Origin of the sequence: Acidovorax sp. JHL-3 (genome assembly GCF_000526295.1) — a bacterium.
GTDB lineage: Bacteria > Pseudomonadota > Gammaproteobacteria > Burkholderiales > Burkholderiaceae_C > Acidovorax > Acidovorax defluvii.
Genome location: NZ_JAFU01000001.1, coordinates 1,789,113 through 1,813,228, shown reverse-complemented (window position 1 = coordinate 1,813,228; position 24,116 = coordinate 1,789,113). Strand labels below are relative to the sequence as shown.

General features: G+C 63.0%; 23 protein-coding genes. 5 read left to right on the top strand and 18 right to left on the bottom strand.

Annotation, left to right across the window (positions count from 1 at the left end; translation table 11 throughout):
- The 14 genes from lepB to K226_RS0108480 form a co-directional block, all read right to left on the bottom strand.
- Positions 1-975 (bottom strand): signal peptidase I, encoded by a 975-nt coding sequence (lepB, locus tag K226_RS0108540; protein WP_024814401.1) that lies wholly within the window; start codon positions 973-975, stop codon positions 1-3.
- The gene (gene lepA / locus K226_RS0108535) at positions 975-2,783 is read right to left on the bottom strand and encodes a translation elongation factor 4 (RefSeq protein ID WP_024814400.1); all 1,809 of its coding nucleotides are present in this window, start codon (positions 2,781-2,783) and stop codon (positions 975-977) included. Before lepA ends, lepB begins: the two co-directional genes overlap by 1 nt.
- Positions 2,784-3,293: 510 nt before the next feature.
- A complete protein-coding gene (locus K226_RS0108530) occupies positions 3,294-4,706 on the bottom strand; it encodes a DegQ family serine endoprotease (protein ID WP_369795465.1) in 1,413 nt (470 codons plus the stop codon).
- Between the two features lie 561 nt (positions 4,707-5,267).
- Positions 5,268-5,885 carry a sigma-E factor negative regulatory protein gene (locus K226_RS0108525; RefSeq protein WP_024814398.1) on the bottom strand — a complete coding sequence of 206 codons (618 nt, stop codon included), beginning with the start codon at positions 5,883-5,885 and terminating at the stop codon, positions 5,268-5,270.
- 70 nt (positions 5,886-5,955) lie between these two features.
- Positions 5,956-6,582 (bottom strand): RNA polymerase sigma factor RpoE, encoded by a 627-nt coding sequence (rpoE, locus tag K226_RS0108520; protein ID WP_024814397.1) that lies wholly within the window; start codon positions 6,580-6,582, stop codon positions 5,956-5,958.
- A gap of 13 nt (positions 6,583-6,595) precedes the next feature.
- Positions 6,596-7,117, bottom strand: a complete 522-nt coding sequence (locus tag K226_RS19780; protein ID WP_155886506.1) for a hypothetical protein — start codon at positions 7,115-7,117, stop codon at positions 6,596-6,598.
- 100 nt (positions 7,118-7,217) lie between these two features.
- A complete protein-coding gene (gene fabF / locus K226_RS0108515; protein WP_024814396.1) occupies positions 7,218-8,462 on the bottom strand; it encodes a beta-ketoacyl-ACP synthase II in 1,245 nt (414 codons plus the stop codon).
- A gap of 48 nt (positions 8,463-8,510) precedes the next feature.
- Positions 8,511-8,750: an acyl carrier protein gene (gene acpP / locus K226_RS0108510; protein WP_003058049.1), complete on the bottom strand. Its 240-nt coding sequence runs from the start codon at positions 8,748-8,750 to the stop codon at positions 8,511-8,513.
- A 103-nt stretch (positions 8,751-8,853) separates the two neighbouring features.
- Entirely contained in the window at positions 8,854-9,600 is a 747-nt protein-coding gene (fabG, locus tag K226_RS0108505) for a 3-oxoacyl-ACP reductase FabG (protein WP_024814395.1), read from the bottom strand.
- Positions 9,597-10,547 (bottom strand): ACP S-malonyltransferase, encoded by a 951-nt coding sequence (fabD, locus tag K226_RS0108500; protein WP_024814394.1) that lies wholly within the window; start codon positions 10,545-10,547, stop codon positions 9,597-9,599. Before fabD ends, fabG begins: the two co-directional genes overlap by 4 nt.
- Before the next feature lie 58 nt (positions 10,548-10,605).
- A complete protein-coding gene (locus K226_RS0108495) occupies positions 10,606-11,583 on the bottom strand; it encodes a beta-ketoacyl-ACP synthase III (RefSeq protein WP_024814393.1) in 978 nt (325 codons plus the stop codon).
- Positions 11,583-12,635 (bottom strand): phosphate acyltransferase PlsX, encoded by a 1,053-nt coding sequence (gene plsX / locus K226_RS0108490; RefSeq protein WP_024814392.1) that lies wholly within the window; start codon positions 12,633-12,635, stop codon positions 11,583-11,585. Before plsX ends, K226_RS0108495 begins: the two co-directional genes overlap by 1 nt.
- Before the next feature lie 108 nt (positions 12,636-12,743).
- A complete protein-coding gene (gene rpmF, locus K226_RS0108485; protein ID WP_005794249.1) occupies positions 12,744-12,926 on the bottom strand; it encodes a 50S ribosomal protein L32 in 183 nt (60 codons plus the stop codon).
- 100 nt (positions 12,927-13,026) lie between these two features.
- Positions 13,027-13,578, bottom strand: a complete 552-nt coding sequence (locus K226_RS0108480; RefSeq protein ID WP_024814391.1) for a DUF177 domain-containing protein — start codon at positions 13,576-13,578, stop codon at positions 13,027-13,029.
- Between the two features lie 25 nt (positions 13,579-13,603).
- Between K226_RS0108480 and K226_RS0108475 the strand changes: the two genes are divergently transcribed.
- The gene (locus K226_RS0108475; RefSeq protein WP_024814390.1) at positions 13,604-14,203 is read left to right on the top strand and encodes a Maf family nucleotide pyrophosphatase; all 600 of its coding nucleotides are present in this window, start codon (positions 13,604-13,606) and stop codon (positions 14,201-14,203) included.
- Positions 14,200-15,015, top strand: a complete 816-nt coding sequence (locus tag K226_RS0108470) for an SAM-dependent methyltransferase (RefSeq protein WP_024814389.1) — start codon at positions 14,200-14,202, stop codon at positions 15,013-15,015. Before K226_RS0108475 ends, K226_RS0108470 begins: the two co-directional genes overlap by 4 nt.
- 136 nt (positions 15,016-15,151) lie before the next feature.
- On the opposite strand, the gene K226_RS0108465 is transcribed toward K226_RS0108470, so the two are convergent.
- The 4 genes from K226_RS0108465 to K226_RS0108450 form a co-directional block, all read right to left on the bottom strand.
- Complete coding sequence (locus K226_RS0108465; RefSeq protein ID WP_024814388.1) at positions 15,152-16,210, bottom strand: S49 family peptidase; 1,059 nt, start codon at positions 16,208-16,210, stop codon at positions 15,152-15,154.
- Positions 16,211-16,301: 91 nt separating this feature from the next.
- On the bottom strand, positions 16,302-16,679 hold the full coding sequence (locus tag K226_RS0108460; protein ID WP_024814387.1) for a Rieske 2Fe-2S domain-containing protein: 378 nt from the start codon (positions 16,677-16,679) through the stop codon (positions 16,302-16,304).
- Positions 16,680-16,715: 36 nt separating this feature from the next.
- Positions 16,716-17,387: an HAD family hydrolase gene (locus K226_RS0108455; RefSeq protein ID WP_024814386.1), complete on the bottom strand. Its 672-nt coding sequence runs from the start codon at positions 17,385-17,387 to the stop codon at positions 16,716-16,718.
- Positions 17,388-17,394: 7 nt separating this feature from the next.
- The gene (locus tag K226_RS0108450) at positions 17,395-18,405 is read right to left on the bottom strand and encodes an RluA family pseudouridine synthase (RefSeq protein ID WP_024814385.1); all 1,011 of its coding nucleotides are present in this window, start codon (positions 18,403-18,405) and stop codon (positions 17,395-17,397) included.
- 583 nt (positions 18,406-18,988) lie between these two features.
- On the opposite strand from K226_RS0108450, the gene K226_RS0108445 reads away from it, so the two are divergent.
- The 3 genes from K226_RS0108445 to K226_RS0108435 all read left to right on the top strand — a co-directional run bounded on the left by K226_RS0108445 (position 18,989) and on the right by K226_RS0108435 (position 24,057).
- A complete protein-coding gene (locus tag K226_RS0108445; RefSeq protein WP_024814384.1) occupies positions 18,989-22,132 on the top strand; it encodes an Rne/Rng family ribonuclease in 3,144 nt (1,047 codons plus the stop codon).
- 237 nt (positions 22,133-22,369) lie between these two features.
- Positions 22,370-23,146, top strand: coding sequence for a peroxide stress protein YaaA (yaaA, locus tag K226_RS0108440; protein WP_024814383.1), 777 nt, complete (start codon positions 22,370-22,372; stop codon positions 23,144-23,146).
- Positions 23,147-23,154: 8 nt separating this feature from the next.
- A complete protein-coding gene (locus K226_RS0108435) occupies positions 23,155-24,057 on the top strand; it encodes a 2OG-Fe(II) oxygenase (RefSeq protein ID WP_024814382.1) in 903 nt (300 codons plus the stop codon).
- The last annotated feature ends 59 nt before the right edge of the window (positions 24,058-24,116 follow it).

Here is a 24,116-nt window from a genome sequence, read left to right as displayed (position 1 = left end):
TCAATGAAAAGCGCCAATCCGCTTGAGATTGCCAAAATTCATCCAGACAAAGAACGCCTTGCCCACGATGTTGGCCTCGGGCACAAACCCCCAATAGCGCGAATCCAGCGAATTATCGCGGTTGTCGCCCATCATGAAATAGTGCCCCTGTGGCACCTTGCAAACGACGCCTTCGACACTGTAGCGGCAGTTATCGCGGTAGGCAAAGTTGGTGGCACCCTGCACAAAAGCAGGCGCCTCGGGGGTGTTCAGCAGCCGGTGCGGCTGGGTACCCAGCTGCTCTTCGTACTGCTTGAAATACCGCATGCTGTCTTTGTCAAAAAAATCTGGTTCAGCCGTGGTGTCAACCGGCTTTCCGTTAACGGTGAGGCGCTTGTTGAGGTAGGCCACTTCGTCGCCAGGCACGCCTACCACGCGCTTGATGTAGTCAAGGCTGGGCTGCGGTGGATAGCGAAAAACCATCACATCACCGCGAGCGGGTTGGTTGCCCTCAATGATTTTGGTATTGATGACCGGCAGCCGCACACCGTAGGTGAACTTGTTGACCAAAATGAGGTCGCCCACCAGCAAGGTGGGGATCATGGAGCCCGAAGGAATCTTGAAAGGTTCAAACAAAAACGAGCGCAGGAAAAACACCGCAGCGATCACGGGGAACAACCCCGCGGTCCAATCCAGCCACCAGGGCTGCATCAGGATGCGGCCCTTGGCCTCCTGCACGTCCACATCCACCTTCTGGATGCCCATGCGGTCGAGTTCGGCGCGGCGTTGTACGGCAGCGTCCTCGATGGCCTGGGCTGCGCGGCGCCTGCGCGGCAGAAAAACCATGCGCTCTGCCAGCCAGTAGGCCCCGGTAACCACGGTGGCCAAAAACAGCAGCAACGCAAAGTTGCCCTCGATGGCGCCCATGTACCAGGCGCCGACGTAGCCCGCAAAGGCAGCGAGCACCAGAGAAGTCAGGATCTGCATGAACTGCATCAATCTTCCACCTGCAAAATGGCCAGAAATGCCTCTTGGGGCACCTCGACCGAGCCAATCTGTTTCATGCGCTTTTTGCCTGCCTTCTGCTTTTCGAGAAGCTTGCGCTTGCGGCTGACGTCACCGCCGTAGCATTTTGCCAGCACGTTCTTGCGCAGTGCCTTGATGGTTTCGCGCGCAATGATGTTGGCGCCGATGGCCGCCTGAATGGCCACGTCATACATCTGGCGGCTGATGATTTCGCGCATTTTGGCCACCACGGCACGACCGCGGTACTGCGACTGCGAGCGGTGCACGATGATGGACAGCGCATCCACCTTTTCGCCATTGAGAAGAATGTCGACCTTCACCACATCGGAAGCACGGTACTCCTTGAACTCATAGTCCATGGAGGCATAGCCGCGCGACACCGACTTGAGCTTGTCGAAGAAGTCGAGCACGATCTCGCCCAGCGGCATTTCATAGGTGAGCATGACCTGGCGCCCGTGGTACGCCATGTTCATCTGCACACCGCGCTTCTGGTTGGCCAGCGTCATCACCGGGCCCACGTAGTCCTGGGGCATGTAGAGGTGCACCGTGACGATGGGCTCGCGGATTTCCTCCAGCCGCCCCTGGTCGGGCATCTTGGACGGGTTCTCGACCATGATCACTTCGCCATCGGCCCGGACCACCTGGTACACCACGCTGGGCGCGGTGGTGATGAGGTCCTGGTCGAACTCGCGCTCCAGTCGCTCCTGCACGATTTCCATGTGCAGCAAACCGAGGAAGCCGCAACGGAAACCAAAGCCCAGCGCCTGGCTGACTTCGGGCTCGTAATGCAACGATGCGTCATTGAGCTTGAGCTTTTCGAGGGCGTCGCGCAGCGAGTCGTATTCGCTGGCCTCGGTGGGGTAAAGCCCGGCAAACACCTGGGGCTGGATTTCCTTGAAACCGGGCAGCGCTTCGGTGGCGGGGCCCGCGTTGTTGGGCAGCTTCTTTTCGAGCGTGATGGTGTCGCCCACCTTGGCCGCCTGCAGCTCCTTGATGCCCGCAATGATGTAGCCCACCTGACCGGCATCGAGCGAATTGCGTGGCTCGTTGGCCGGTGTGAACACACCCAGGTTGTCGGCGTTGTAAACAGCGCCCGAGGCCATCATCTTGATGCGCTCGCCCTTGAGCAGGCGGCCATCGACCACGCGCACCAGCATCACCACGCCCACATAGCTGTCGAACCAGCTGTCGATGATCATCGCGCGCAGGGGGCCCGTGGCATCGCCCCTGGGCGCGGGCACCTTCGCAACAATGGCTTCGAGAATTTCGTCAATGCCCATGCCGGTCTTGGCCGAACAGGGAATGGCGTCGGTCGCGTCGATACCGATCACATCTTCGATTTCGGCCTTGGCATTGTCGGGATCAGCGTTCGGAAGATCCATCTTGTTGAGCACGGGAACCACTTCCACACCGAGGTCCAGCGCGGTGTAGCAATTGGCCACCGTCTGCGCCTCAACACCTTGCGATGCGTCCACCACCAGCAGCGCACCCTCGCAGGCCGACAGCGAGCGGCTCACTTCATAAGAGAAGTCCACATGGCCCGGTGTGTCGATCAGATTGAGGTTGTAGACCTGCCCGTCCTGGGCCTTGTATTGCAGGGCAGCAGTCTGTGCCTTGATGGTTATCCCACGCTCTTTCTCGATGTCCATCGAGTCAAGCACCTGCGCCTCCATGTCGCGGTCCGCAAGTCCGCCACACCGCTGGATCAAGCGATCGGCCAACGTCGATTTGCCATGGTCGATGTGCGCAATGATGGAAAAATTTCTGATGTGTTTCATCAACGGGAAGCGTCAAGTAATTGAATTGAAACGGCGCGGACAAGAAAAAAGGGCGCGTCGAATGGCGACGCGCCCTGAACCAACAATCATTGGCAACTGCGAAGGTTGGAGCCTCATTGTAGGCAAAAAGCCTGAACCCATGAGCCATCAACCCCACATGTGAAGCGCGTTGCTGCAGTGCAACAAGCATTTTATACACAACTTATTCACAAGCAGCATCCGAGCAACGTGGGACAACTTGTGGGCTAGCTGCGGATCTGTGGTGCAGGGGCCATGCCCATTTCACAATATGATCCCAGCGCCGACTCATATGTCGATATGTGTTGAACGCAGGGCCGCATTCTATCCAATCTGATCGATGCGCAGTTTTCCGGGTCAGCGAAAACCAACCCTCATCTTCCGAAATTAATTTGGCCGCAGTTGCTCTCGGCGGCTATCCAGACGAAAGAAATCCCGGATATACACCCGGGATTTCCCTGCGCGCCCTCAGGGCACCCCCTCAGTGCCAGCTTATTTGGAAGGGCGAATCAAGGCATATTGGGCCCACTCACCCCGACGGTACAACACATTGATCGGCTTGTTCTTGTCCACCTTGGCCAGCGCCGCCTCCAAATCCTTGACCCCGCCAATTTCGGTGTTGGCGATGGAAAGGATGACGTCACCCTCGCGCAGGCCGGCACGTGCAGCGGCATCGGTGGCCGAATTCACCACCACCCCACCCCGGATGTTCAGCTCTTTCTTTTGCGCATCGGTCAGCGCGCTCACCGATAACCCGATCAACTGTGCAGCAGCCGAGGCTTTTGGTTTTTCTTCCCGCTCCGCAGCCTTGCGCACCGGCTTGTCGCCCTCGATCTCCGCGATGGTGAGGCTCAGGTCCTTGGCGGTGCCGCGGCGGAACACCGTGACCGTGCTTTTCGTTCCGGGCTTGGTGTTGCCCACGAGGCGCGGAAGATCTGCCAGCTTGTCGATCGCCTTGCCATCAAAACGGGTGATGATGTCGCCCGCCTCGATGCCTGCCTTTTCAGCGGGCGACCCGGACTCCACGCCCGTGACCAGTGCGCCCGATGCCTTGCCAAGGCCAATGGATTCGGCGACATCTTTGGTGACCTGACCAATCTGGACACCGATGCGCCCGCGGGTCACGCGGCCAGACGCACGCAGTTGCTCACTGACCCGAATGGCCTCGTCCATGGGAATCGCAAACGAGATGCCCATGAAGCCGCCAGACCGCGAATAGATCTGGCTGTTGATCCCCACCACCTCGCCGCGCATATTGATCAATGGCCCGCCAGAGTTGCCGGGATTGATGGCCACGTCGGTCTGGATGAATGGCAGATAGTCCCCCGTATCGCGTTGCTTGGCGCTCACGATACCGGCGGTGACCGTGCTCTCCAGGCCAAACGGCGAACCGATGGCCATCACCCATTCACCCACTTTCAGGCGGCTGACGTCTCCCACCTTCACAGCGGGGAGTCCTGTCGCTTCAATTTTGACCACAGCCACGTCGGTGCGCTTGTCGGTCCCCACGATCTTGGCCTTGAACTCCCGCTTGTCCGTCAGGGTGACGATGACCTCGTCAGCGCCGTCCACGACATGCGCATTGGTCATCACGTAACCGTCGGCCGTCAGGATGAATCCCGATCCCACGCCCCGAGGCTGCTCCTCGTCGGGCTGGGGCCGCTGAGGCCTTTGTTGCCGGGGCATGTTGGGCATGGGCACACCAAAACGCCGAAGAAACTCAAGCATGTCTTCATCCATGCCGTTGGTGTTGGTACGGGCCGACACCTTCTCGGAGGTGCGAATGTTCACCACCGATGGCCCCACCTGCTCCACCAGTTCGGTGAAGTCCGGCAAGCCACGCAACGCGGCAGTTTGCGCATGGGCTGCACCATGGGGCACGACCACCAGACTCGCTGCTCCCATCAGCGCGCCTGCGAGTGCATACGAGTGCAGTTTTTTCCAATCGATCCTGAGCATCATCGACCTTTCTTGAATTGTGGCAATGGTTACGAACAGATGTTGTATGCCTGTGAAGGCAACAGGAGTCACTTGGTTCCCTGAAGCACACGCTCCGTTGTACCCCACGCAACAGCTGGCGCGATCCAGCATACGGTGCATGCACGTGGGCGCCCTGCCCAAGTGGCTCGCATCAGATGCAGGGATTGCAGTGGAATCGCGTTGTGAGTAACAGGCCAGGCGCCGGTCAGGCGTCCGGCGGCGATAAAGCTTTGGTATATCGCCCAGGATTGCTAGCAGTTCTCGGGCCAGTCTGGATGCATCCCGTGTCTTCAGGCGAGCAGCTTTAGCCCCAGCAGGACGACGCGCATTACCTCATTGCGCCGGAAGATGGCACGAGGCGCGCCATGTGTCGCCTCTACGCGCTTGATTTGCCGGGATCCGCTGCCAGCATGCGCGGCTTTGGCACACGCCATTGCCCCACAGAACCGGCGGCACGACAAACTTGTCCAGGCAATTGCGTTGGCATCAGCGGGCAGGGGCCTCAAAAGTGGCATTGCGCAGAAAACCTGCGGGCATCTGCAATGCGGACGTGCTTCCAAATTGTTTATGGGCGGCTAAAAGCTCATCGAGGCGCGGGTCGCGAATCATGACCTGCTGGCCATCGTTGACCGAAACGCTTGCCACGGCAGCTGCCGGCTGGGAAGGCGCAGGCGCGGCAGCCAATTGGGCACCAGAAGTCGCCCCGCCCTGCAACCCCGCCAAAGAACTCCAGCCAATGGCGGCTACGGCGGCCAATGACGCAACTCCGGCAGCCATCTTCCAGAGGAAAACCGATGAATTTGCGGCAACCGCCGTCTCGGGCATAGCAACCTGTTGCACCTCCGGCATGGCTTCGGACAGACGCCCGTACAGGGGCTCTTGCGCCAGTTGCTCGCGAAGCCGCATCACCATGGACTGATTGCCCGGCTGGTGTCGGGCCAGTTCGGGAGCACGCAAGACATCACCCACCAGATGATAAATCTGCCAGGTGGATTGACCCTCGTCCTGCGTCGCGAATTGCAGGGCCTGCGCCAGTTCCTCGCCCTGCAGTTCCCCGTCGGCCAAGGCCGACAATTGTTCGCGTTTCATCAAGTCTGTGTTCATTGCGTCACCTGCCAAACATCATCCCGGCCCCAATGGCCGCATCCATGTACCGCCTCCGAAGAAACGTCCATCACCAGCGCTTGCCCGACTGGTTTTCCAGCAGAGGGCGCACACGCGCAGAAATCGCCTCTCGGGCACGAAAAATCCGGGACCGTACCGTTCCGATGGGGCATTCCATCGCCGCGGCAATTTCTTCGTAAGTCAATCCTTCTATCTCACGCAAGGTCACCGCTTGGCGTAAATCCTCCGGCAATGCCTCCATGGCCGCATTCACGGCCTCGGCAATTTCACGTGCTGCAAGAATGGTTTCGGGTGTTTCTTCGGAAATTAGTTCATGTCCAAGGCGGGAAGTTTCATCTTCGTCATCACCGCCACGCAGAGCGTTTTCCGAAATGACGGGATTGCGCTTCATGTCCATGAGCGCCTTTTTCGCCGTGTTGACGGCGATCCGGTACAGCCAGGTATAAAACTGTGCCTCGCCACGAAACTGGTGCAGCGCCCGGTAAGCACGGATAAAAGTTTCCTGCGCAATATCCGGTACGAGGTCCGTGTCCCGCACCATGCGCCCAATCAGACGTTCGATGCGCCGCTGGTATTTGATGACCAGCAATTCGTAAGCGCGCTGGTCGCCCGCAACCGTGCGCTCCACCAGTTGGAGGTCGCTGTCTGTGGGGGCTGCAGGGGAAGTTACGGTCATTGTCACTTTGAATTCACGCTGGCGGGCGTCTGGCCGCAGCGGGTTCGTCGGCCGGGGTGGCCTCGGGCTTGGGGCGCGAATATACCGCACGCCGCAGATCGCCCCATCGTTCAGGAGCGCCCTGACGCTCCAGCCATAACCAGGTGCGGCGCCCACCTGGTTCATCCAGACAAACCCACAGGTGACTTTGTAGATCCAACCTTACCCACAGGGCTCCCTTCAGGGGATGCGCCGGGTCGCCAGGCGGACCGGCCTCCAGGTGCCAGCGAACACCATCCCACTGCAGCACCCCATCCAGCCGCTGGCGCCAGAAATGCACAACCGCACCCGCAGCACACAGCCAGACGCCCAGGGCTACGGACAATCGCGCCACCGAATCGCCGGCCCCTTGCAAAAGCCAGAACCACAACCCGGCACCGCCCGCACCCCACAGGAAAAGCATTCCCCACAGCAGCACCGAACCCTGTCCGACGGGATATCGGACAGGTGGAGCAGAAAAATAATGGGAGCCGCGGCGCATGATCAGCGTCGCCAAGGTAATTGCCGACAGCTGGACGATCCCAGCGCGCGGAGCGAAGCAGGGCAAAAAACCGTTTCGGGGCTGTCACCAACAAGGGCTGGTGACAGCAACCGCATCAAATCCGCTTGAAGACCAGCGTGCCGTTGGTGCCGCCAAAGCCAAAGTTGTTCTTGACGGCGATGTCGATCGGCATGTCCCGCGCCGTATTGGCACAAAAATCCAGATCGCACTCGGGATCCTGGTTGAAGATATTGATCGTCGGCGGTACCTTTTGGTGGTGCAACGCCAGTACGGTGAACACGCTTTCAATTCCACCGGCACCACCGAGCAGGTGGCCTGTCATGGATTTGGTGGAGCTGATCACGGTCTTGTAGGCATGATCGCCCAAGGCCGCCTTGATGGCGTTGGTTTCGTTGAGGTCGCCCAGCGGAGTGGACGTGCCATGGGCGTTGAGGTAATCCACCTGATCGGCGTTGATGCCGGCATTGTGCATGGCGTGCAGCATGGCGCGGCGTGGGCCATCCATGCTCGGAGCCGTCATGTGGCCGGCATCGGCACTCATGCCAAAACCGCTCAGTTCGGCATAGATCTTTGCACCGCGCGCCTTGGCGTGTTCGTACTCTTCGAGCACCATCACGCCCGCACCCTCGCCCAGCACAAAACCGTCGCGGTCTTTGTCCCAGGGGCGGGAAGCAGTTTTGGGGTCGTCGTTGCGTGTGGAAAGTGCACGCATGGCGGCAAAGCCACCCACGCCCAGGGGCGACACGGTGGACTCGGTGCCGCCCGCCACAGCCACATCGGCATCGCCGTATTCAATCATGCGACCTGCCTGCCCAATGCAGTGCAGCCCGGTGGTGCACGCAGTCACCACCGAGAGGTTGGGCCCCTTGAAGCCAAACCGCATCGAAACGTGCCCAGCCACCATGTTGATGATGGAAGCGGGCACGAAAAAAGGAGTGATGCGCCGAGGACCCCGTGCGGTCAACTCGGCGTGGGTGTTCTCGATCAGCGGCAAGCCGCCGATACCAGAACCGATCACGCAGGCAATGCGCGTTGCCAGTTCGTCGTGCAGGGCCTCACCCGTGGGCAAGCCTGCATCCTGCACAGCCTGGGCCGCCGCAGCGATGCCGAAATGGATGAAGGCGTCCATCGCGCGCGCATCCTTGGCGCTGATGTAGGACTCCAGATCGAATCCCTTGACCTCGCCTGCAATCCTGCAGGAAAAGTTCGACGTGTCGAACTTGGTGATGAGATCAATGCCGGACTTACCGGCCAGGACATTGGCCCAGGAATCCGCCACCGTGTTACCCACGGGACTGACACACCCCAGGCCGGTCACGACAACGCGACGACGGCTCATGCGTAAAAACCTTGTGCTGATCGCTCAAGTCAGGCGTAGGACGCCCGCTCAGGCTTTCTGGTGGGTGTTGGCGTAGTCGATGGCGTTTTGCACCGTCGTGATCTTCTCTGCGTCTTCGTCAGGAATTTCGATGCCAAACTCGTCTTCGAGTGCCATCACCAATTCGACGGTGTCCAGCGAATCAGCGCCGAGGTCGGCCACAAAGGCTTTTTCGTTGGTGACCTGGGACTCTTCAACGCCAAGTTGTTCGGCAATGATTTTTTTGACGCGTGCTTCGATATCGCTCATGGTTTCCCTCTGGGGGTTGTGAATGAATCCGCGATTCTAGCCGCTTGAGGAAACCCCTCAACACGACCCGTCGCACGGATGAACCGACGTTAACTCTCAACAATTACATGTACATGCCGCCATTGACGTGCAATTCCTGCCCCGTCACATAGCCCGCCTCACGCGATGCCAGGTAGGCCACCGCATGGGCAATGTCGGAAGGCTTGCCCAGATGGCCCAGGGCGATCTGGGATTGCAGCGCCTTTTGCTGCTCTTCGGGCAGATTTGCCGTCATGTCGGTTTCAATGAATCCCGGCGCCACGCAATTGACCGTGATGCTGCGGCTGCCAAGTTCGCGGGCCAGCGCGCGCGTCATGCCAGCCACGCCAGCCTTGGCGGCCGCATAGTTGGCCTGCCCGGCATTGCCCGATGCGCCCACCACGCTGGTGATGCTGATGATGCGCCCAAAGCGCTGCTTCATCATGGGGCGAATCGCCGCACGGCTCACGCGGAAAACAGCCTTGAGATTGGTGTCCAGCACGGCATCCCAGTCTTCGTCTTTCATGCGCATGGCCAGCGTGTCGCGCGTGATGCCGGCATTGTTCACCAGCACATGCAATCCGCCTTGCTGCTTGACGATGGAGTCCATCAGCGCCTCGATGGCCGCGCCATCGTTGACATTCAGGTTGGCGCCCCGGCAGCCCGGGTAGGCTGACAGGGCCTTGCTGATGCGCTCTGCGCCCTCGTCCGTGGTGGCGGTGCCGACCACCTGGTAACCACGCACTGCGAGCTCCAGGGCAATCGCGGCACCGATGCCGCGCGATGCGCCGGTGACCAGCGCCACCTGGGCTGGGGATACAGAATGCGTCATGCCAACAACTCCCGGGTTTCGGCCAGCGTGGCCGGATCAAACAGTGCTGCGCCGACCAGTTCAGGGTCGATGCGTTTGGTCAGGCCCGCCAGCACCTTGCCGGGGCCACATTCAATGATATGGGTGATGCCACGGCCTTTCAGCGCCTGCACACACTCAACCCAGCGCACAGCACCAAAGGCCTGCCGGTACAGCGCGTCGCGAATAGCGTCGACATCCTGCTGCACGGCCACATCCACGTTGTTGAGCACCGGAATCTGGGGCACAGCCAGCACCACATCGGACAGCGCCATGCGCAGCTTTTCGGCGGCAGGCTTCATCAGGCTGGAATGGAATGGTGCCGACACGGGCAGCGGCAGCGTGCGCTTGGCACCCGCCGCCTTGAGCAGCTCGCAGGCCTTGTCCACACCCGCCTTGGTGCCAGCGATCACGGTCTGGATCGGGTCGTTGAAATTCACGGCCTCGACCACTTCGGTCGATCCCGTACCAAAGGATGCAGCCGCCTCGGCGCAACCAGCAATCACCCGGGACGCCTCCATGCCCAGAATGGCTGCCATGGCCCCCGTACCCACCGGCACGGCCTCTTGCATGGCTGCGGCGCGCAAGCGCACCAGCGGCGCTGCCTGTGCCAGTGTCAGCACGCCGGCGGCCACCAGCGCTGAATACTCGCCCAGCGAATGCCCGGCCACGGCCAGCGGCATGGCCCCGCCTTCGGCCAGCCACACGCGCCATGCGGCTACGCCAGCCACCAGCATCACGGGCTGGGTGTTGGTGGTCAGGGCCAGCGCTTCCTTGGGGCCTTGCTGAATCAGCAGGGCGAGATCCTCACCCAACGCATCGGATGCCTCTTGAAGAACCTGTGCCACGACCGGGTGATCGCCCCAGGCGTCCAGCATGCCAACAGATTGCGAGCCCTGTCCGGGAAAGACAAATGCAAAGGATTTCATAAAACTACAGTATTTATAAGAAATATGCCTTTAGCCCTTATACAGCAAGCGCTAAAAGCTATAATTTCAGGAGCACCGCACCCCATGTAAAGCCCCCGCCCACCCCTTCGAGCAGTAAGGTTTCACCCTTCTTGACCTGCCCGGTGCGCACGGCATGGTCCAGCGCCAACGGAATCGAGGCTGCCGACGTGTTGCCGTGCTGGTCCACTGTGACCACCACCTTGTCCATGGACAGCTTCAACTTCTTGGCTGTGCTCTGCATGATGCGGATGTTGGCCTGGTGCGGAATCAGCCAGTCGATGTCGGCATCGGTCAGGTTGGCTTTTGCCAGCGTGGCGCGTGCCGCTTTTTCGAGCACACCCACCGCCAGCTTGAATACAGCCTGGCCATCCATCTTGAGCAGGGGATCGCCCAGCACCTCGCCACCCGATACATTGCCCGGCACACACAGGATGCCCACATACTGGCCGTCGGCGTGCAGGTCGCTGGCCAGGATACCGGGCGTGTCAGACGCCTCCAGCACCACCGCGCCTGCTCCGTCACCAAACAGCACGCAGGTCGTGCGGTCCTTGAAATCCAGGATGCGGCTGAAAACCTCGGCCCCCACCACCAGCGCACGCTTGGCGGCGCCGGTCTGGATCATGGCGTCTGCCACCGTGAGGGCGTAGACAAAGCCACTGCACACCGCCTGCACGTCAAAAGCGGGACAACCATTGGCGCCCAGCTTGTTTTGCAATATGCAGGCCACCGAGGGAAACACCATGTCAGGCGTGGAGGTGGCCACGATGATCAGATCGATGTCTTGCGGCTCGCAGCCGGCGGCCTCCAGCGCCTTCCTGGCAGCCTCCAGACCCAGATCGCCGCTGGTCACATCGGGCGCAGCGAAGTGGCGCGCCCGTATACCGGTGCGCTCCACGATCCATTCGTCAGAGGTCTGGATTCCGCCCTGCGCCAGCTCGGCCACCAGATCGGCGTTGGTCACCCGGCGGGGAGGCAGATAACTGCCGGTGCCGGTAATGCGGGAATAGCGTCTCATCAATGTGTTGTCGCCACAGCGCCGGGCGTTGGCTGGGCATTGCCAGGCGCCAGCAGGGGCGCCGCATGCGCAATCCGGGTCCGGACACGATCGAGCAGGTTGTTGCGGGCTGCATCATACGCCCGGTTCAATGCCTGCTCGAAAGCCATGGTGTCGGCCGAACCGTGGCTCTTGAACACCAGCCCCCGCAGGCCCAACAGCGCCGCGCCGTTGTATCGACGGTAATCTATGCGCTTCATGAGCGCTTTTAGCACCGGATAGGCAAAGATGGCGGCAATTTTTGTCAGGATATTGCGCGAGAACTCTTGCTTGAGTCCACCCACCACCATGGTCGCCACGCCCTCACTGGCTTTCAGCGCCACATTGCCCACGAAACCGTCACACACCACGATGTCCACGGTTCCCTTGAAAATGTCATTGCCTTCCACATTGCCATAAAAATTCAGATCGCCCGAATTGGCAGCAGATCGGAGCAGTTCGCCAGCTTTTTTGATGACTTCACTGCCCTTGATGATTTCTTCGCCAATGTTGAGCAAACCCACCGTGGGCTCCTCGACACCCTTGAGCACCGACACCAGCGCAGAACCCATGACGGCAAACTGCAATAGATGCTCGGCAGAGCAATCCACATTGGCCCCCAGATCGAGCACCGTAGTGGCGCCGCCCTGGGCATTGGGCATCTGGGTGGCAATGGCCGGGCGGTCAATGCCATCGAGCGTCTTGAGGATATAGCGGGCAATGGCCATCAAAGCACCCGTGTTGCCGGCGGAAACCGCAGCAGCAGCCGTGCCATCCTTTACCTGCTGAATGGCAACGCGCATGGACGAATCCTTCTTGCGGCGCAGGGCAATCTCCACGGGGTCATCCATGGCAACCACCTCGGTGGCCAACACCACGGTAGCGCGCTCGTGCGAGAACGATTCAAAACTGTCCTTCAGACCGACCAGCAGCAGATGGGCATCGGGATGATTGTCGAGGAACTGGCGGCACGCCGCGAGCGTGACGCGGGGGCCGTGGTCGCCCCCCATGCAGTCAACAGCCAGTGTGATCATGGGCGACTTGTCCGGCCGGCAGTGCGGGCCGAAAGATAAATGCAACGGTCAAAACAAAGGCCCGAGCTACAGATGCAGTAGCAGCGGGCCTTGTGGAGAGGGCTAAAGTCAGGCTTCAGACTTGTTCTTCAGCACCTGGCGGCCACGGTAGAAGCCGTTGGGGCTGATGTGGTGGCGCAGATGCGTTTCACCGGTGGTGGGTTCCACAGCAATGCCCGGCACGTTCAGGGCATTGTGCGAGCGGTGCATGCCGCGCTTGGAAGGGGACTTTTTGTTTTGCTGAACGGCCATGATGGCTCCTGGTCTTGAATAGGGTTGGTAAAAACGCGATCAGCCCAAAAAAGACCCGAGGGGATTCGCGTGAAGCCCACGATTATATCCCAAACACCAATTACTGTCCCTTTTCTTCTTTGCGCAGGCCGGCCAACGCGGCAAAGGGGTTGGGTTTTTCTGCACTCGCCGCCTCAAAATCGTCGTCGCTGGAGGCCAGCGGCACGGCCGTGGGGCACTCATCGTGGCGCGGAACCACAGGAAGGGCCATCAGCAACTCATCCTCGATCAACTCGCGCAAATCGAATTCACGGCTCAGGGCCAGCAGATCTTCCTCGCTCTCGTCGTCCAGCGCCTCGGCCGTGGCTTCGTCGGCCACGAAACGAAACGAGCGCTCCACGGCCAATGGCACATCCACCGGCGTCAGGCAGCGCTGGCATTCCATGGGAAACGTGGCCTGCACCTTCATGTGCAGCCACACCTGACCGCTGTCACCGAGTTCCGTGCGCAGCTCGCCCGTGGCCGTCCAGTTCACCCGCAAATCGGGATGCAGGCCCTTGGCCTCCTGGGACAACCGCTCGTATTTCAGCAGCGAGTCGTGCCCGGACAGGTGTCCGCTTACCTGAGCGAAGGCCTTGACATCGAGCCGGTCGGGAGAGAATTCCTTGGTCATGGCGGCAGTGTAAGAGAATCGCCCGATGCAACAATCCCCCACCCCGCAACGCCCATTGGTATTGGGCTCTACTTCGCGTTACCGCCACGAACTCCTGGCCCGTCTGAACCTGCCTTTCGTCGTAGCAGCTCCTGAGGTTGACGAAACCCCGCTGGCCGAAGAAACACCGCGCGACCTGGCTTTGCGCCTGGCCGTGGCCAAGGCCCGCGCAGTGGCCCGCCAGCACCCACAGGCGGTGGTGATCGGCTCGGACCAAGTGGCCGACCTGGGTGGTCACCCGCTGGGCAAACCGGGCACGCACGAGCGTGCGACGGCCCAGTTGCGCCAGATGCGCGGCCAGACCGTGATTTTCCAGACGGCGGTGGCCGTGGTCTGTGAGGCCACGGGGTTCGAACAGGTGGATCTGGCGCCCGTGGAGGTGCGCTTTCGCGCACTGTCCGACGATGAGATCGAGCGCTATCTGCGCGCCGAAGAGCCCTACGATTGCGCGGGCAGCGCCAAAAGTGAAGGCCTGGGCATTGCGTTGCTCGACGCCATCCTGAGCGACGACCCCACTGCCCTGATTGGCCTGCCGCTGATCCGCACCTGCCGCATGCTGCGCGCCGCCGGGATGGTCTTGCCATGAGCACGCGCCCCACCACCCCGTCCGACGCGCCCAGCTTCACCGCCACCAACGGCACGCTGTACCTGGTGCCCGCACCGCTCGACTTCGGCTGCGACACCCAGGCGCCGCTGCAAGACGCCTTACCCGATGGCACGTTGAAAACGGCGGCCCGCCTTACGCACTGGATTTGCGAGAACGCCAAGAGCACACGCGCCTACCTCAAGCGCATCGAGCCCCTGCATCCGCTGGCCGCTTCGCTGCAGCAGCAAACCATCACCGAGCTGCCGCGCGAGGTCCACAAGAAAGGCGACCATGGTGAAAAGGGGTCGGCGCCGTTTGATGCCCGCCCGCTGCTGGCCGCCGCACTGGTGGGGCACGACATGGGACTGATCAGCGAAGCGGGCATGCCTGCCGTGGCAGACCCCGGCTCATCGGTGGTGCGCGCAGCACACGATCTGGGCATTCCGGTGGTGCCACTGGTGGGCCCCGTCTCACTGCTGCTGGCGCTGGCGGCCAGCGGCCTCAACGGCCAGAATTTCGCCTTTACCGGCTACCTGCCAGTGGATGCGCAAGAGCGCAGCCAGCGCATCCGCGAGCTGGAATCTCTGGCGCTCAAGACCGGGCAAACCCAGCTCTTCATCGAAACCCCCTATCGCAACGCAGCGCTGTGGCAGGCGCTGGTGCAGACCCTGCAGCCCCACACGCGGCTGGCCATGGCAGGAGGGCTGACATTGCCCCAGGCCCAGATCCGCAGCCAGCTGGTGCGCCAGTGGCGCCAATTGCCATGCCCCACCGACAACCGCACACCGGTGGTATTCGCCCTGGGGCGTTAGGAACGTTAGGCATTGCGATTGAAAATTTGCTATCTATTTAATAGCTATCAGCGCTTATAGGATAAGCGTTAAGGGCATATTTCTTCAAAACATTGCCCCCCCCTCTGCTGCCCCCACCAAGCCGGGGCCAATGCGTTCAACGCAATTGCACCGTGGCGGGGGTTGCCAGGGCCTTGGCGGCGCCCACACCCATCGCTGCGCCAAAACGCTTGACCAGGCGTTCGGCCACGTTTTCACGGCGGGTGTAGTCGATGATGTCTTCGGCCTTGACCACTTCGCGCGCCACAAAGTCAAGACTGCCCAGCTTGTCGGCCAGGCCTATTTCAATGGCCTGCTGGCCCGTCCAGAACAGGCCGCTGAAGGTTTCCGGCGTGGGTTTGAGGCGATCACCCCGCCCGGCCTTCACCACGCCAATGAACTGCTGGTGGATCTGATCCAGCATGGTCTGGGCGTATTCACGCTGCGTTTGCGTCTGTGGACTGAAAGGATCGAGAAATCCCTTGTTCTCGCCCGCAGTGAGCAGGCGGCGTTCCACACCCAGCTTTTCCATGGTGCCCGTGAAGCCAAAGCCGTCCATCAGGACGCCAATGCTGCCCACGATGCTGGCCTTGTCCACAAAAATCTCGTCGGCTGCCGCCGCAATGTAATAGGCGGCCGAAGCGCAGGTTTCTTCCACCACCGCATACACAGGCTTGCCGTGTTTGGCCTTCAGGCGCAGGATTTCATCGTTGATCATGCCGGCCTGCACCGGGCTGCCACCGGGTGAGTTGATCAGCAGCACCAGTGCCTGCGAGCCTTCGTCTTCGAGGGCGCTGCGCATGGCGGCCACCACCAGCTCGGCGCTGGCTTCGGCGCCTGCGGCGATTTCACCCTTGATATCCACCACCGCGGTGTGGGGCGCCAACTTGCTGGCGCCACTGGTGCTCTGGTCCAGGGCCGCCCAGGCCACCAGCACGGCCACCAGCAGCCAGGTCAGGCGAAAGAATATCTTCCAACGCCGTGCACTGCGCTGCTCGTTGAGGGCGGCAAACGCCAGCTTTTCCAGCGTAGCCCGCTCCCAGCCGGGCTCCAGCGCCGCCTTGGGGCGAGCTGCCGAGGCCGCTCCTGATTCAGTAGCTGCTTGCGCCCACAGGTCGGGCGGTACAGACGGTTTTGTGCCAGAACCAGAACCGCCGGGTTGTTGCGAATCACTCATCTCACACCTCCCACCGGGACATGCCAACGCGGGCCGGTGCACCCACAGCGGGGGTGCAGCGCATGAACAAAAGAGCGAGGGTGTAATGCATCTAGAACTCAACGGGTTGCAGGTTGTGGGCAGTATGCCAGTGCACCACCCCGTCCACTTCGGACAGGGCGATTTTCACCAGCCCGCCGCGGCACGGGCCGCCCACGCAGGCGCCGGTGTCTGGCCGATAGGTCGCACCGTGCGTGGCGCAAAGCAGCCACTGGCCGGTGTCGTCAAAAAAGCGGTCGGGCTGGTAGTCCATCTCCATGGCCACATGGGAGCACCGGTTCAGGAAGGCGTGGGGCCGCCCCTCGAAGCGGATGGCAAAGGCCCGGCAGGTCTGCCCGGCATACACCACGTCAAAGGGCACGGCCAGGTGGCGCTCCTGCAGGTCGGCACTGTTGCACAGCGCGATGGCAATGGAATCGGCGGTGGTCATGGGCAAGCGGGCACGGGTGATGCGATGGCGCGCAAGTCAGGCATGGGACAGCAGCCAGTCGTGCAATTCGCGCACCGAATGGGCCACATGCAGCGGATTCAGCACGTCAAAGGCCGCAGGCTCGTGGGCGCCGTAGCTCACGCCCACGCTGGCACAACCCGCCGACAGCGCCATTTGCAGGTCGTGGGTGGTGTCGCCAATCATGAGCAGGCGCTCGGGCGGCACATCAAATTCGGCCATCAACTCCTGCAGCATCAGGGGATGGGGTTTGCCGGCCGTCTCGTCGGCGGTGCGCGAGCCGTCGAAAACGCCCTTGAGCTGCACCGAATGCAGCGCCTCGTCCAGCCCCCGCCGGCTTTTGCCGGTGGCCACGGCCAGCAGATGGCCTTGCGCCCGCAGGTCACCCAGCAGGGGCAGCACGCCGTCGAACAGGCTCAGGTCGTCCTGGTGCTGCAGGTAGTGGAAACGGTAGCGGTTGCCCAGCTCGGGGTATTTTTCGGGCGGCACATCGGGCGCAGCGTGGGCCAGGGCCTGGGTGAGTGCCATGCCGATCACGTAGGAAGCGGCTTCGTCGGTGGGTACGGCGCCGCCCACGTCGCGCACGGCCTCCTGGATGCTGCGCACGATGATGGCCGTGGAGTCGAACAGCGTGCCGTCCCAGTCAAAGGCGATCAGGTCAAAGCGGCGTGGGCGGGAGGTCGCAGGCATGGGGCAATCAGGCGGTTGGAACGAAGTCGGCAAGCTCCGGCGGCAGTTCGGCGTTCAGCAGCACGCGTTCGCCGGTGGCCGGGTGCGTGAACTGTAACCGCCACGCATGAAGAAACATGCGCCGCATCCCCAGCTTGTGCAGGCGTTTGTTGAGGTCGAAATCACCGTATTTGTCGTCCCCCACGATCGCGTGCCCCTGGCTGGCCAGGTGCACACGGATCTGGTGGGTGCGGCCGGTCTTGATGGTCACCTCCAACAGGCTCATGGCCGGCAGGCCTTGCGCCGGTCGGGCCGGCAGCACCTGTCGCACCTTGACCAGTGTGACCGAACGCATGCCGTCGGGGTCGTCGGCGGTGGTCACCCGCACGCGGCGTTCGCCGTCGGCCTGCAGGTATTTGTGCAGCGGCAGGTCGATCACCTTCTTGTTGGAGGCCCAGGCCCCGGTCACCAGCGCGAGATAGGTTTTGCCGGTTTCGCGTTCACGGAACTGGTCTTGCAGGTGAGTGAGTGCTGACCTTTTTTTTGCCACCAGCAGGATGCCCGATGTTTCGCGGTCCAGCCGGTGCACCAGCTCCAGAAACCGGGCCTGGGGCCGCGCCTGGCGCAGTTGCTCGATCACGCCAAAGCTCACGCCGCTGCCACCATGCACCGCCACGCCAGCGGGCTTGTCCAGGGCAATCAGGTGTTCGTCTTCGAGCAGGATGGGGAACTCGCGCGCCGGAGCAGGCCGCTCGGCCTTTTCAGCCACCTTGTCGGAGATGCGCACGGGCGGCAGGCGCACCACGTCGCCCGCCTCCACGCGGGTGTCGGCGTTGACCCGGCCCTTGTTGATGCGCACCTCGCCACTGCGGATGATGCGATAGACATGGGTTTTGGGCACGCCTTTGAGCTGGCGTATCAGAAAGTTGTCGAGGCGCTGGCCCGAAGAGTCTTCGTCGACCTCCACCAGGCGCGCTGCGGGAGCGGGAGCGGCGGGGGTGCGGTCGAATGACGGTTTGCCCCCTATAATGTGTTTCACCTGCGCGTCAATGTGTAAGTGGTTGATTTGTCTGGAGTTTAGTCCACACAGCCCTTGCATTTGCGCAGGCAGGTCGATGCCAGCGGGCGTCGTACCGGCAGATTGCAGGCCAGATGCCTGCAGTGGCCTGTACGCCGTGCGGCGGGCTGACAAATTGAAACACTGATACGGAATCCCCCAAGCTGGCAGATTCGCCCCACCAGGGCGCAATCTGCCAGCGGATCGAAGCGAGCATGTGGTTGCTGATGGCATTGATATTGACTCTCTGGCGGTGGCGCTTGCCCCCGCTTTTGGGCGTCATATTGCCTATAGCGCGCACCCTGCCTGCGCATACAGCTATTATTTCGATAGCAAAACTGCGCACACTCCCACTCGCCCCCATCCACCCGCCCTTGCCGCCCCCGTTGAGCTAGCGCTCGACGGCACTGCGTCATCCCCGGCAATTCCCTTCGTTTCAATGCGTCAGTCCAGGCATTCACAGCTCCTGTAGAGCTTGTTTTTGGTTTGGAACTGCGGGTGGCAGCCCGCGCAGCCCTGTTGGCTGCGCCGCTGCCCTCCGCAAAACACGCAAAGGAATCGCATCATGAAGCGGATGCTCATCAACGCCACGCAGCCCGAAGAACGGCGCCTGGCCATCGTCGACGGACAAAAGCTCCTCGACTACGAAATCGAAATCGAGGGGCGCGAGCAACGCAAGGGCAATATCTACAAGGCCGTCGTCACGCGCGTCGAGCCTTCGCTGGAAGCCTGCTTTGTGGATTACGGCGAAGACCGCCACGGTTTTCTGCCGTTCAAGGAAATTTCGCGCAGCTACTTCGCCCCGGGTGTCTCGCCCAACCAGGCACGCATCAATGACGTGATCAAGGAAGGCCAGGAACTGCTGGTCCAGGTCGAAAAAGAAGAGCGCGGCAACAAGGGCGCTGCCCTGACCACCTTTGTCTCGCTGGCCGGCCGCTACGTGGTGCTGATGCCCAACAACCCCCGTGGCGGTGGCGTTTCGCGCCGCATCGAGGGCGAGGACCGCGCCGAGCTGAAAGAGGCGATGGACCAGCTGGAATACCCGAACGGCATGAGCATCATCGCGCGCACGGCCGGCATTGGCCGCAGCGCGCCCGAGCTGCAGTGGGACCTGAACTACTTGCTCAAGCTCTGGACCGCAATTGACGGCGCAGGCAAGGGCGGCAAGGGCGCCTTCCTGATTTACCAGGAATCGAGCCTGGTGATCCGCGCCATCCGCGACTACTTCAACAACGACATCGGTGACATCCTCATCGACACCGACGACATCTACGAGCAGGCGCAGCAGTTCATGGCGCACGTCATGCCCGAGCATGCCGCCCGCGTGAAGCGCTACCGCGACGATGCTGCCCTGTTCAGCCGCTTCCAGATCGAGCACCAGATCGAGTCGGCCTACGCCCGCACCGTGCAACTGCCCTCGGGCGGCGCCATCGTGATCGACCACACCGAAGCGCTGGTCAGCGTGGACGTGAACTCGGCCCGCGCCATCAAGGGCGGTGACATCGAGGAAACCGCCACCCGCACCAACCTGGAAGCTGCCGACGAAGTGGCCCGCCAGATGCGCCTGCGCGACCTGGGCGGCCTGATCGTCATCGACTTCATCGACATGGAGGAGAGCAAGAACCGCCGCGAAGTGGAAAACCGCCTGCGCGACGCCTTGCGCCAGGACCGCGCCCGCGTGCAGTTCGGCACCATCAGCAAGTTTGGCCTCATGGAAATGAGCCGCCAGCGCCTCAAGCCCGCATTGAGCGAAGGCTCGTCCATCCCCTGCCCCCGCTGCGGCGGCTCGGGCCACATCCGCGACACCGAATCGTCGGCCCTGCAGATCCTGCGCATCATTCAGGAAGAGTCCATGAAGGACAACACGGCCGCCGTGCACTGCCAGGTGCCGGTGGAAGTGGCTTCGTTCCTGCTGAACGAGAAGCGCACCGAGATCGCCAAGATCGAACTCAAGCAGCGCGTGGCCGTGCTGATGGTGCCCAACAAGACGCTGGAAACCCCCAACTACCGCCTGGAGCGCCTCAAGCACGACGACCCGCGCCTGGACCACATCGAAGCCAGCTACAAGCTCGCAGAAGAAGTGGAAGACCCCACGGCCGTGACGCGCCGCTCGCAAGAGCCCACCAACAAGCAGACCCCGGTGATCAAGGGTGTGCTGCCAGATGCGCCCGCGCCCATCGCAGAACCGCGCGAGCCGCGCCCCGAAGGCGCCGTGCGCCCACCGCGCGCGGGCCAGCGCCCGGCCGCTGCTGCCCCGGTGCAAGCCGCCGCACCCGCTCCTGCGGCACCGCGCGCCCCTGTCGCGGCCCAGGAACAAGGCTTCTTCGGCTGGCTCAAGAGCCTGTTTGGCATGGGTGACGCCCCGGCATCCGCTCCGGTGGCAGCCCCCGCACCGGCCGCTGCGCCCGCCGAAGCCGGCACACGCAGCGAACCCCGCCGCGACGGCCGCAATGGCGAAGGCCGTGGCCGCCGTGGTGAACGCGGCGCAGGCCGCGACGGCAACCGCGAAGGCGGTGCCCGTGATGGCAACCGCGAAGCTGCCGGCGAAGGCCGTGGCCGCCGTGGTGAACGCTCGGCTGAGGGCCGCGCCCCGCGCGACGGCGAAGGCCGTCCTCCCCGTGGCGAAGGCGAAGGCCGCAATGGACGTGAAGGTCGCGAAGGCCGTGAAGGTGGCCGTGGCCGCCGCGACGAGCCCCGCAACAACGCTGCTGGCGCCGACGCCGACAATGCCGCCGCCCAGACCGCCATCCAGGCGCAGGTGACCGGCCCGAGTGGCAATGGCGCCGAAACGGCTGGCACCCAGCCCCGTGGCGAACGCGGCCCCCGCCGTGAACGCGGTGAAGGCCAGGGTCGTCGTGAACGCGGCGAACGCGCACCCCGCGCGGCAGAGGCCCGGGAAGACACCGGCGCCCCCACGCCCGACTTCGCGGACACCGCGCCGCTGGCATCGCTGCCCGATCTGGACCTGACCGGCAACGACGTCGCACCGGCCGCAGACGAACGCCGTGAGCGCCGCTCACGCGACCGCTATGGCCGCGACCGGCGCGAACGCGGTGAACGCGGTCCCCGCGACACGGTGGAATCGGCTGCCCCCGCCATGATGGAGCTCGACACCTCGGCCCCGGTTGCCGCCACTGCGACCGAAGCCCAGGAAGAGCCGGCACGCCGCAGCTACTTCAACGCGGCTCCGGCACCGGCGCAAGCACCCGCAGCCCCTGCGCCAGCGCTGGTACCCGCTCCTGCACCCGTGCCAGCACCCGCACAGCCCCGCGCCGAGACCGCCGTGCAAGCTGCTGCCCCCGTGCCAGCACCTGCTGCCGCACCGGCACCGGCGCCCTTGGCCGCCGCGCCAGCGCCAGCGCCCGCTCCTGTGGCGGTGGCTGCAAAGCCCGCACCCGCGGTGTCACCGGCGCCTGCCGCAGCGCCTACAGCGGCACCGGCCCAAGGCATGCCCCGCGTCCAGGGCTTTACGCTGCCGCTCGATGCGCTGCACCAGGTGGCCGCTGCGTCGGGCCTGCAATGGGTGAACTCGGATGCTGAAAAAATCGCCGCCGTACAGGCAGCGATTGCCGCCGAGCCACAACCCATCCGCGTGCCGCGCGAGCGCCCGCCCGCCGTGGTGCTGGACGAAGGCCCGCTGGTGCTGGTGGAAACCCGCCGCGACCTCTCTGCCATGACGCTGCCGTTTGAGCAACCCCCAACGGCTTGATGCCCTGACAGGTCTGCCGCCCCCCCGGGCCGCAGTCACCACCAAAGAAGGCGGCCTGGGCCGCCTTCTTTCATTGCAGCCCGCAAATACCCGTGGGGGCCAGCAGCAACCCGGCACCGGGTACCATTTTGGGTCGTTGTGGCCACCGCACGCATGCAGCACCCCGCATCGCCAGCGCCTGCAGTGTCCCGGCCACCGCCTGCCTTGCCCTCCGAGATCCACAGACCTTCCGCCACCATGCTGTTCCTGCTGTCTCCCGCCAAATCGCTCGACTACGACACGCCTTTGCCCGAGGGGCTGCCGCACACCGTGCCGCAGTTCGTGCCGCAGTCGGCGCAGCTGATCGAGGTGCTGCGCCAGAAATCCCCCCAGGACATCGCCTCGCTGATGGGTCTGAGCGACAAGCTCGCCGCCCTGAACGTGGCGCGCTACGAGGTGTGGCAACCGAAATTCACCGCCACCAACGCACGCCAGGCCGTGCTGGCCTTCAACGGTGATGTGTATGAAGGCCTGCAGGCCCGAACGCTGACCGCGCCCGACCTGGACTGGGCGCAAAACCATCTGGCCATCCTCAGCGGCCTGTATGGCGTGCTGCGGCCGCTCGATCGCATGCAGCCCTACCGGCTGGAAATGGGCACGCGCCTGGCCACCGATGCGGGCAGCAACCTCTACCAGTTCTGGGGCAGCCAGATTGCCGAGCACCTCAACACCCGCTTGCGTGCCGACACCACACCCGTGGTGGTCAACCTGGCTTCGCAGGAGTATTTCAAGGCCGTGGACCGCAAGGCCCTCAAGGCGCGCGTCATCGACTGCGTGTTCGAGGACTGGAAAGCGGGCGCCTACAAGATCATCAGCTTTCATGCCAAGCGCGCGCGGGGCCTCATGGCGCGCCATGCCATCACGCACCGCATTGCCACGCCCCACCAACTCGAAGGGTTTGACCTGGAGGGCTATGCCTTTGCCCCCGCCGCCTCCGAGCCCGAGCGCCTGGTGTTCCGGCGCAAGGCGGCCTGAGCAGCATCATGGCGACGCGTTCTGACCAGCGCACCCCGGCAGGGGCAAGCACGGCGCAACCGGCCCGCCAATCCATCACGCCCGAGCTGCGCGACTGGATTGCCGAGCAGGCCAGCGCCGGCTGCTCGCCCGCCGCCCTGCGGCAATCCCTGCGCGCAGCGGGCTGGGACGACGACGTGGCCGCGCAGGCGCTGGCCGATGCGCTGCAAGCACCCACCAGCAACAGCCCCGAGGCCCACCACCGCGCACCGCCCCTGGCCGTGCCCGCACCGCTGCTGGCAGATTCGCCCCCGTTTCTGGATGCGGGCGACCGGCAGGTCGGCGTGCTGCTCACCCTCGCGCAGCCCCGCCTGGTGGTGTTTGCCAACCTGCTTGCGCCCGAGGAATGCGACGCCCTGATCGCCGCCGCCGCCCCGCGCATGGCGCGCTCGCTCACGGTGGCCACCCAGACGGGCGGCGACGAAATCAACGACGACCGCACCAGCGACGGCATGTTTTTTCAGCGGGGCGAGAGCCCGCTGATCCAGCGTATCGAAGAACGCATTGCCCGCCTGCTGAACTGGCCCATCGAAAATGGCGAAGGCCTGCAGGTGCTGCACTACGGCCCCGGCGCCGAATACAAGCCGCATTACGACTACTTTGACCCCGCCGAGCCCGGCACCCCCACCATCGTGCGGCGCGGCGGGCAGCGCGTGGGCACGCTGGTGATGTACCTGAACACGCCCGAAAAAGGCGGCGGCACCATCTTCCCCGATGTGCAGGTCGAGGTGGCACCGCAGCGCGGCAACGCCGTGTTCTTCAGCTACGAGCGCCCCGATCCGTCCACGCGCACACTGCATGGCGGCGCGCCGGTCATTGCGGGCGACAAGTGGATTGCCACCAAATGGCTGCGCGAGCGCGAATTTATATAAAAACAGGCTCTAGCGCTTTCCCGATAAGCGCAAGCAGCTATTAATTTAATAGTAAAAGG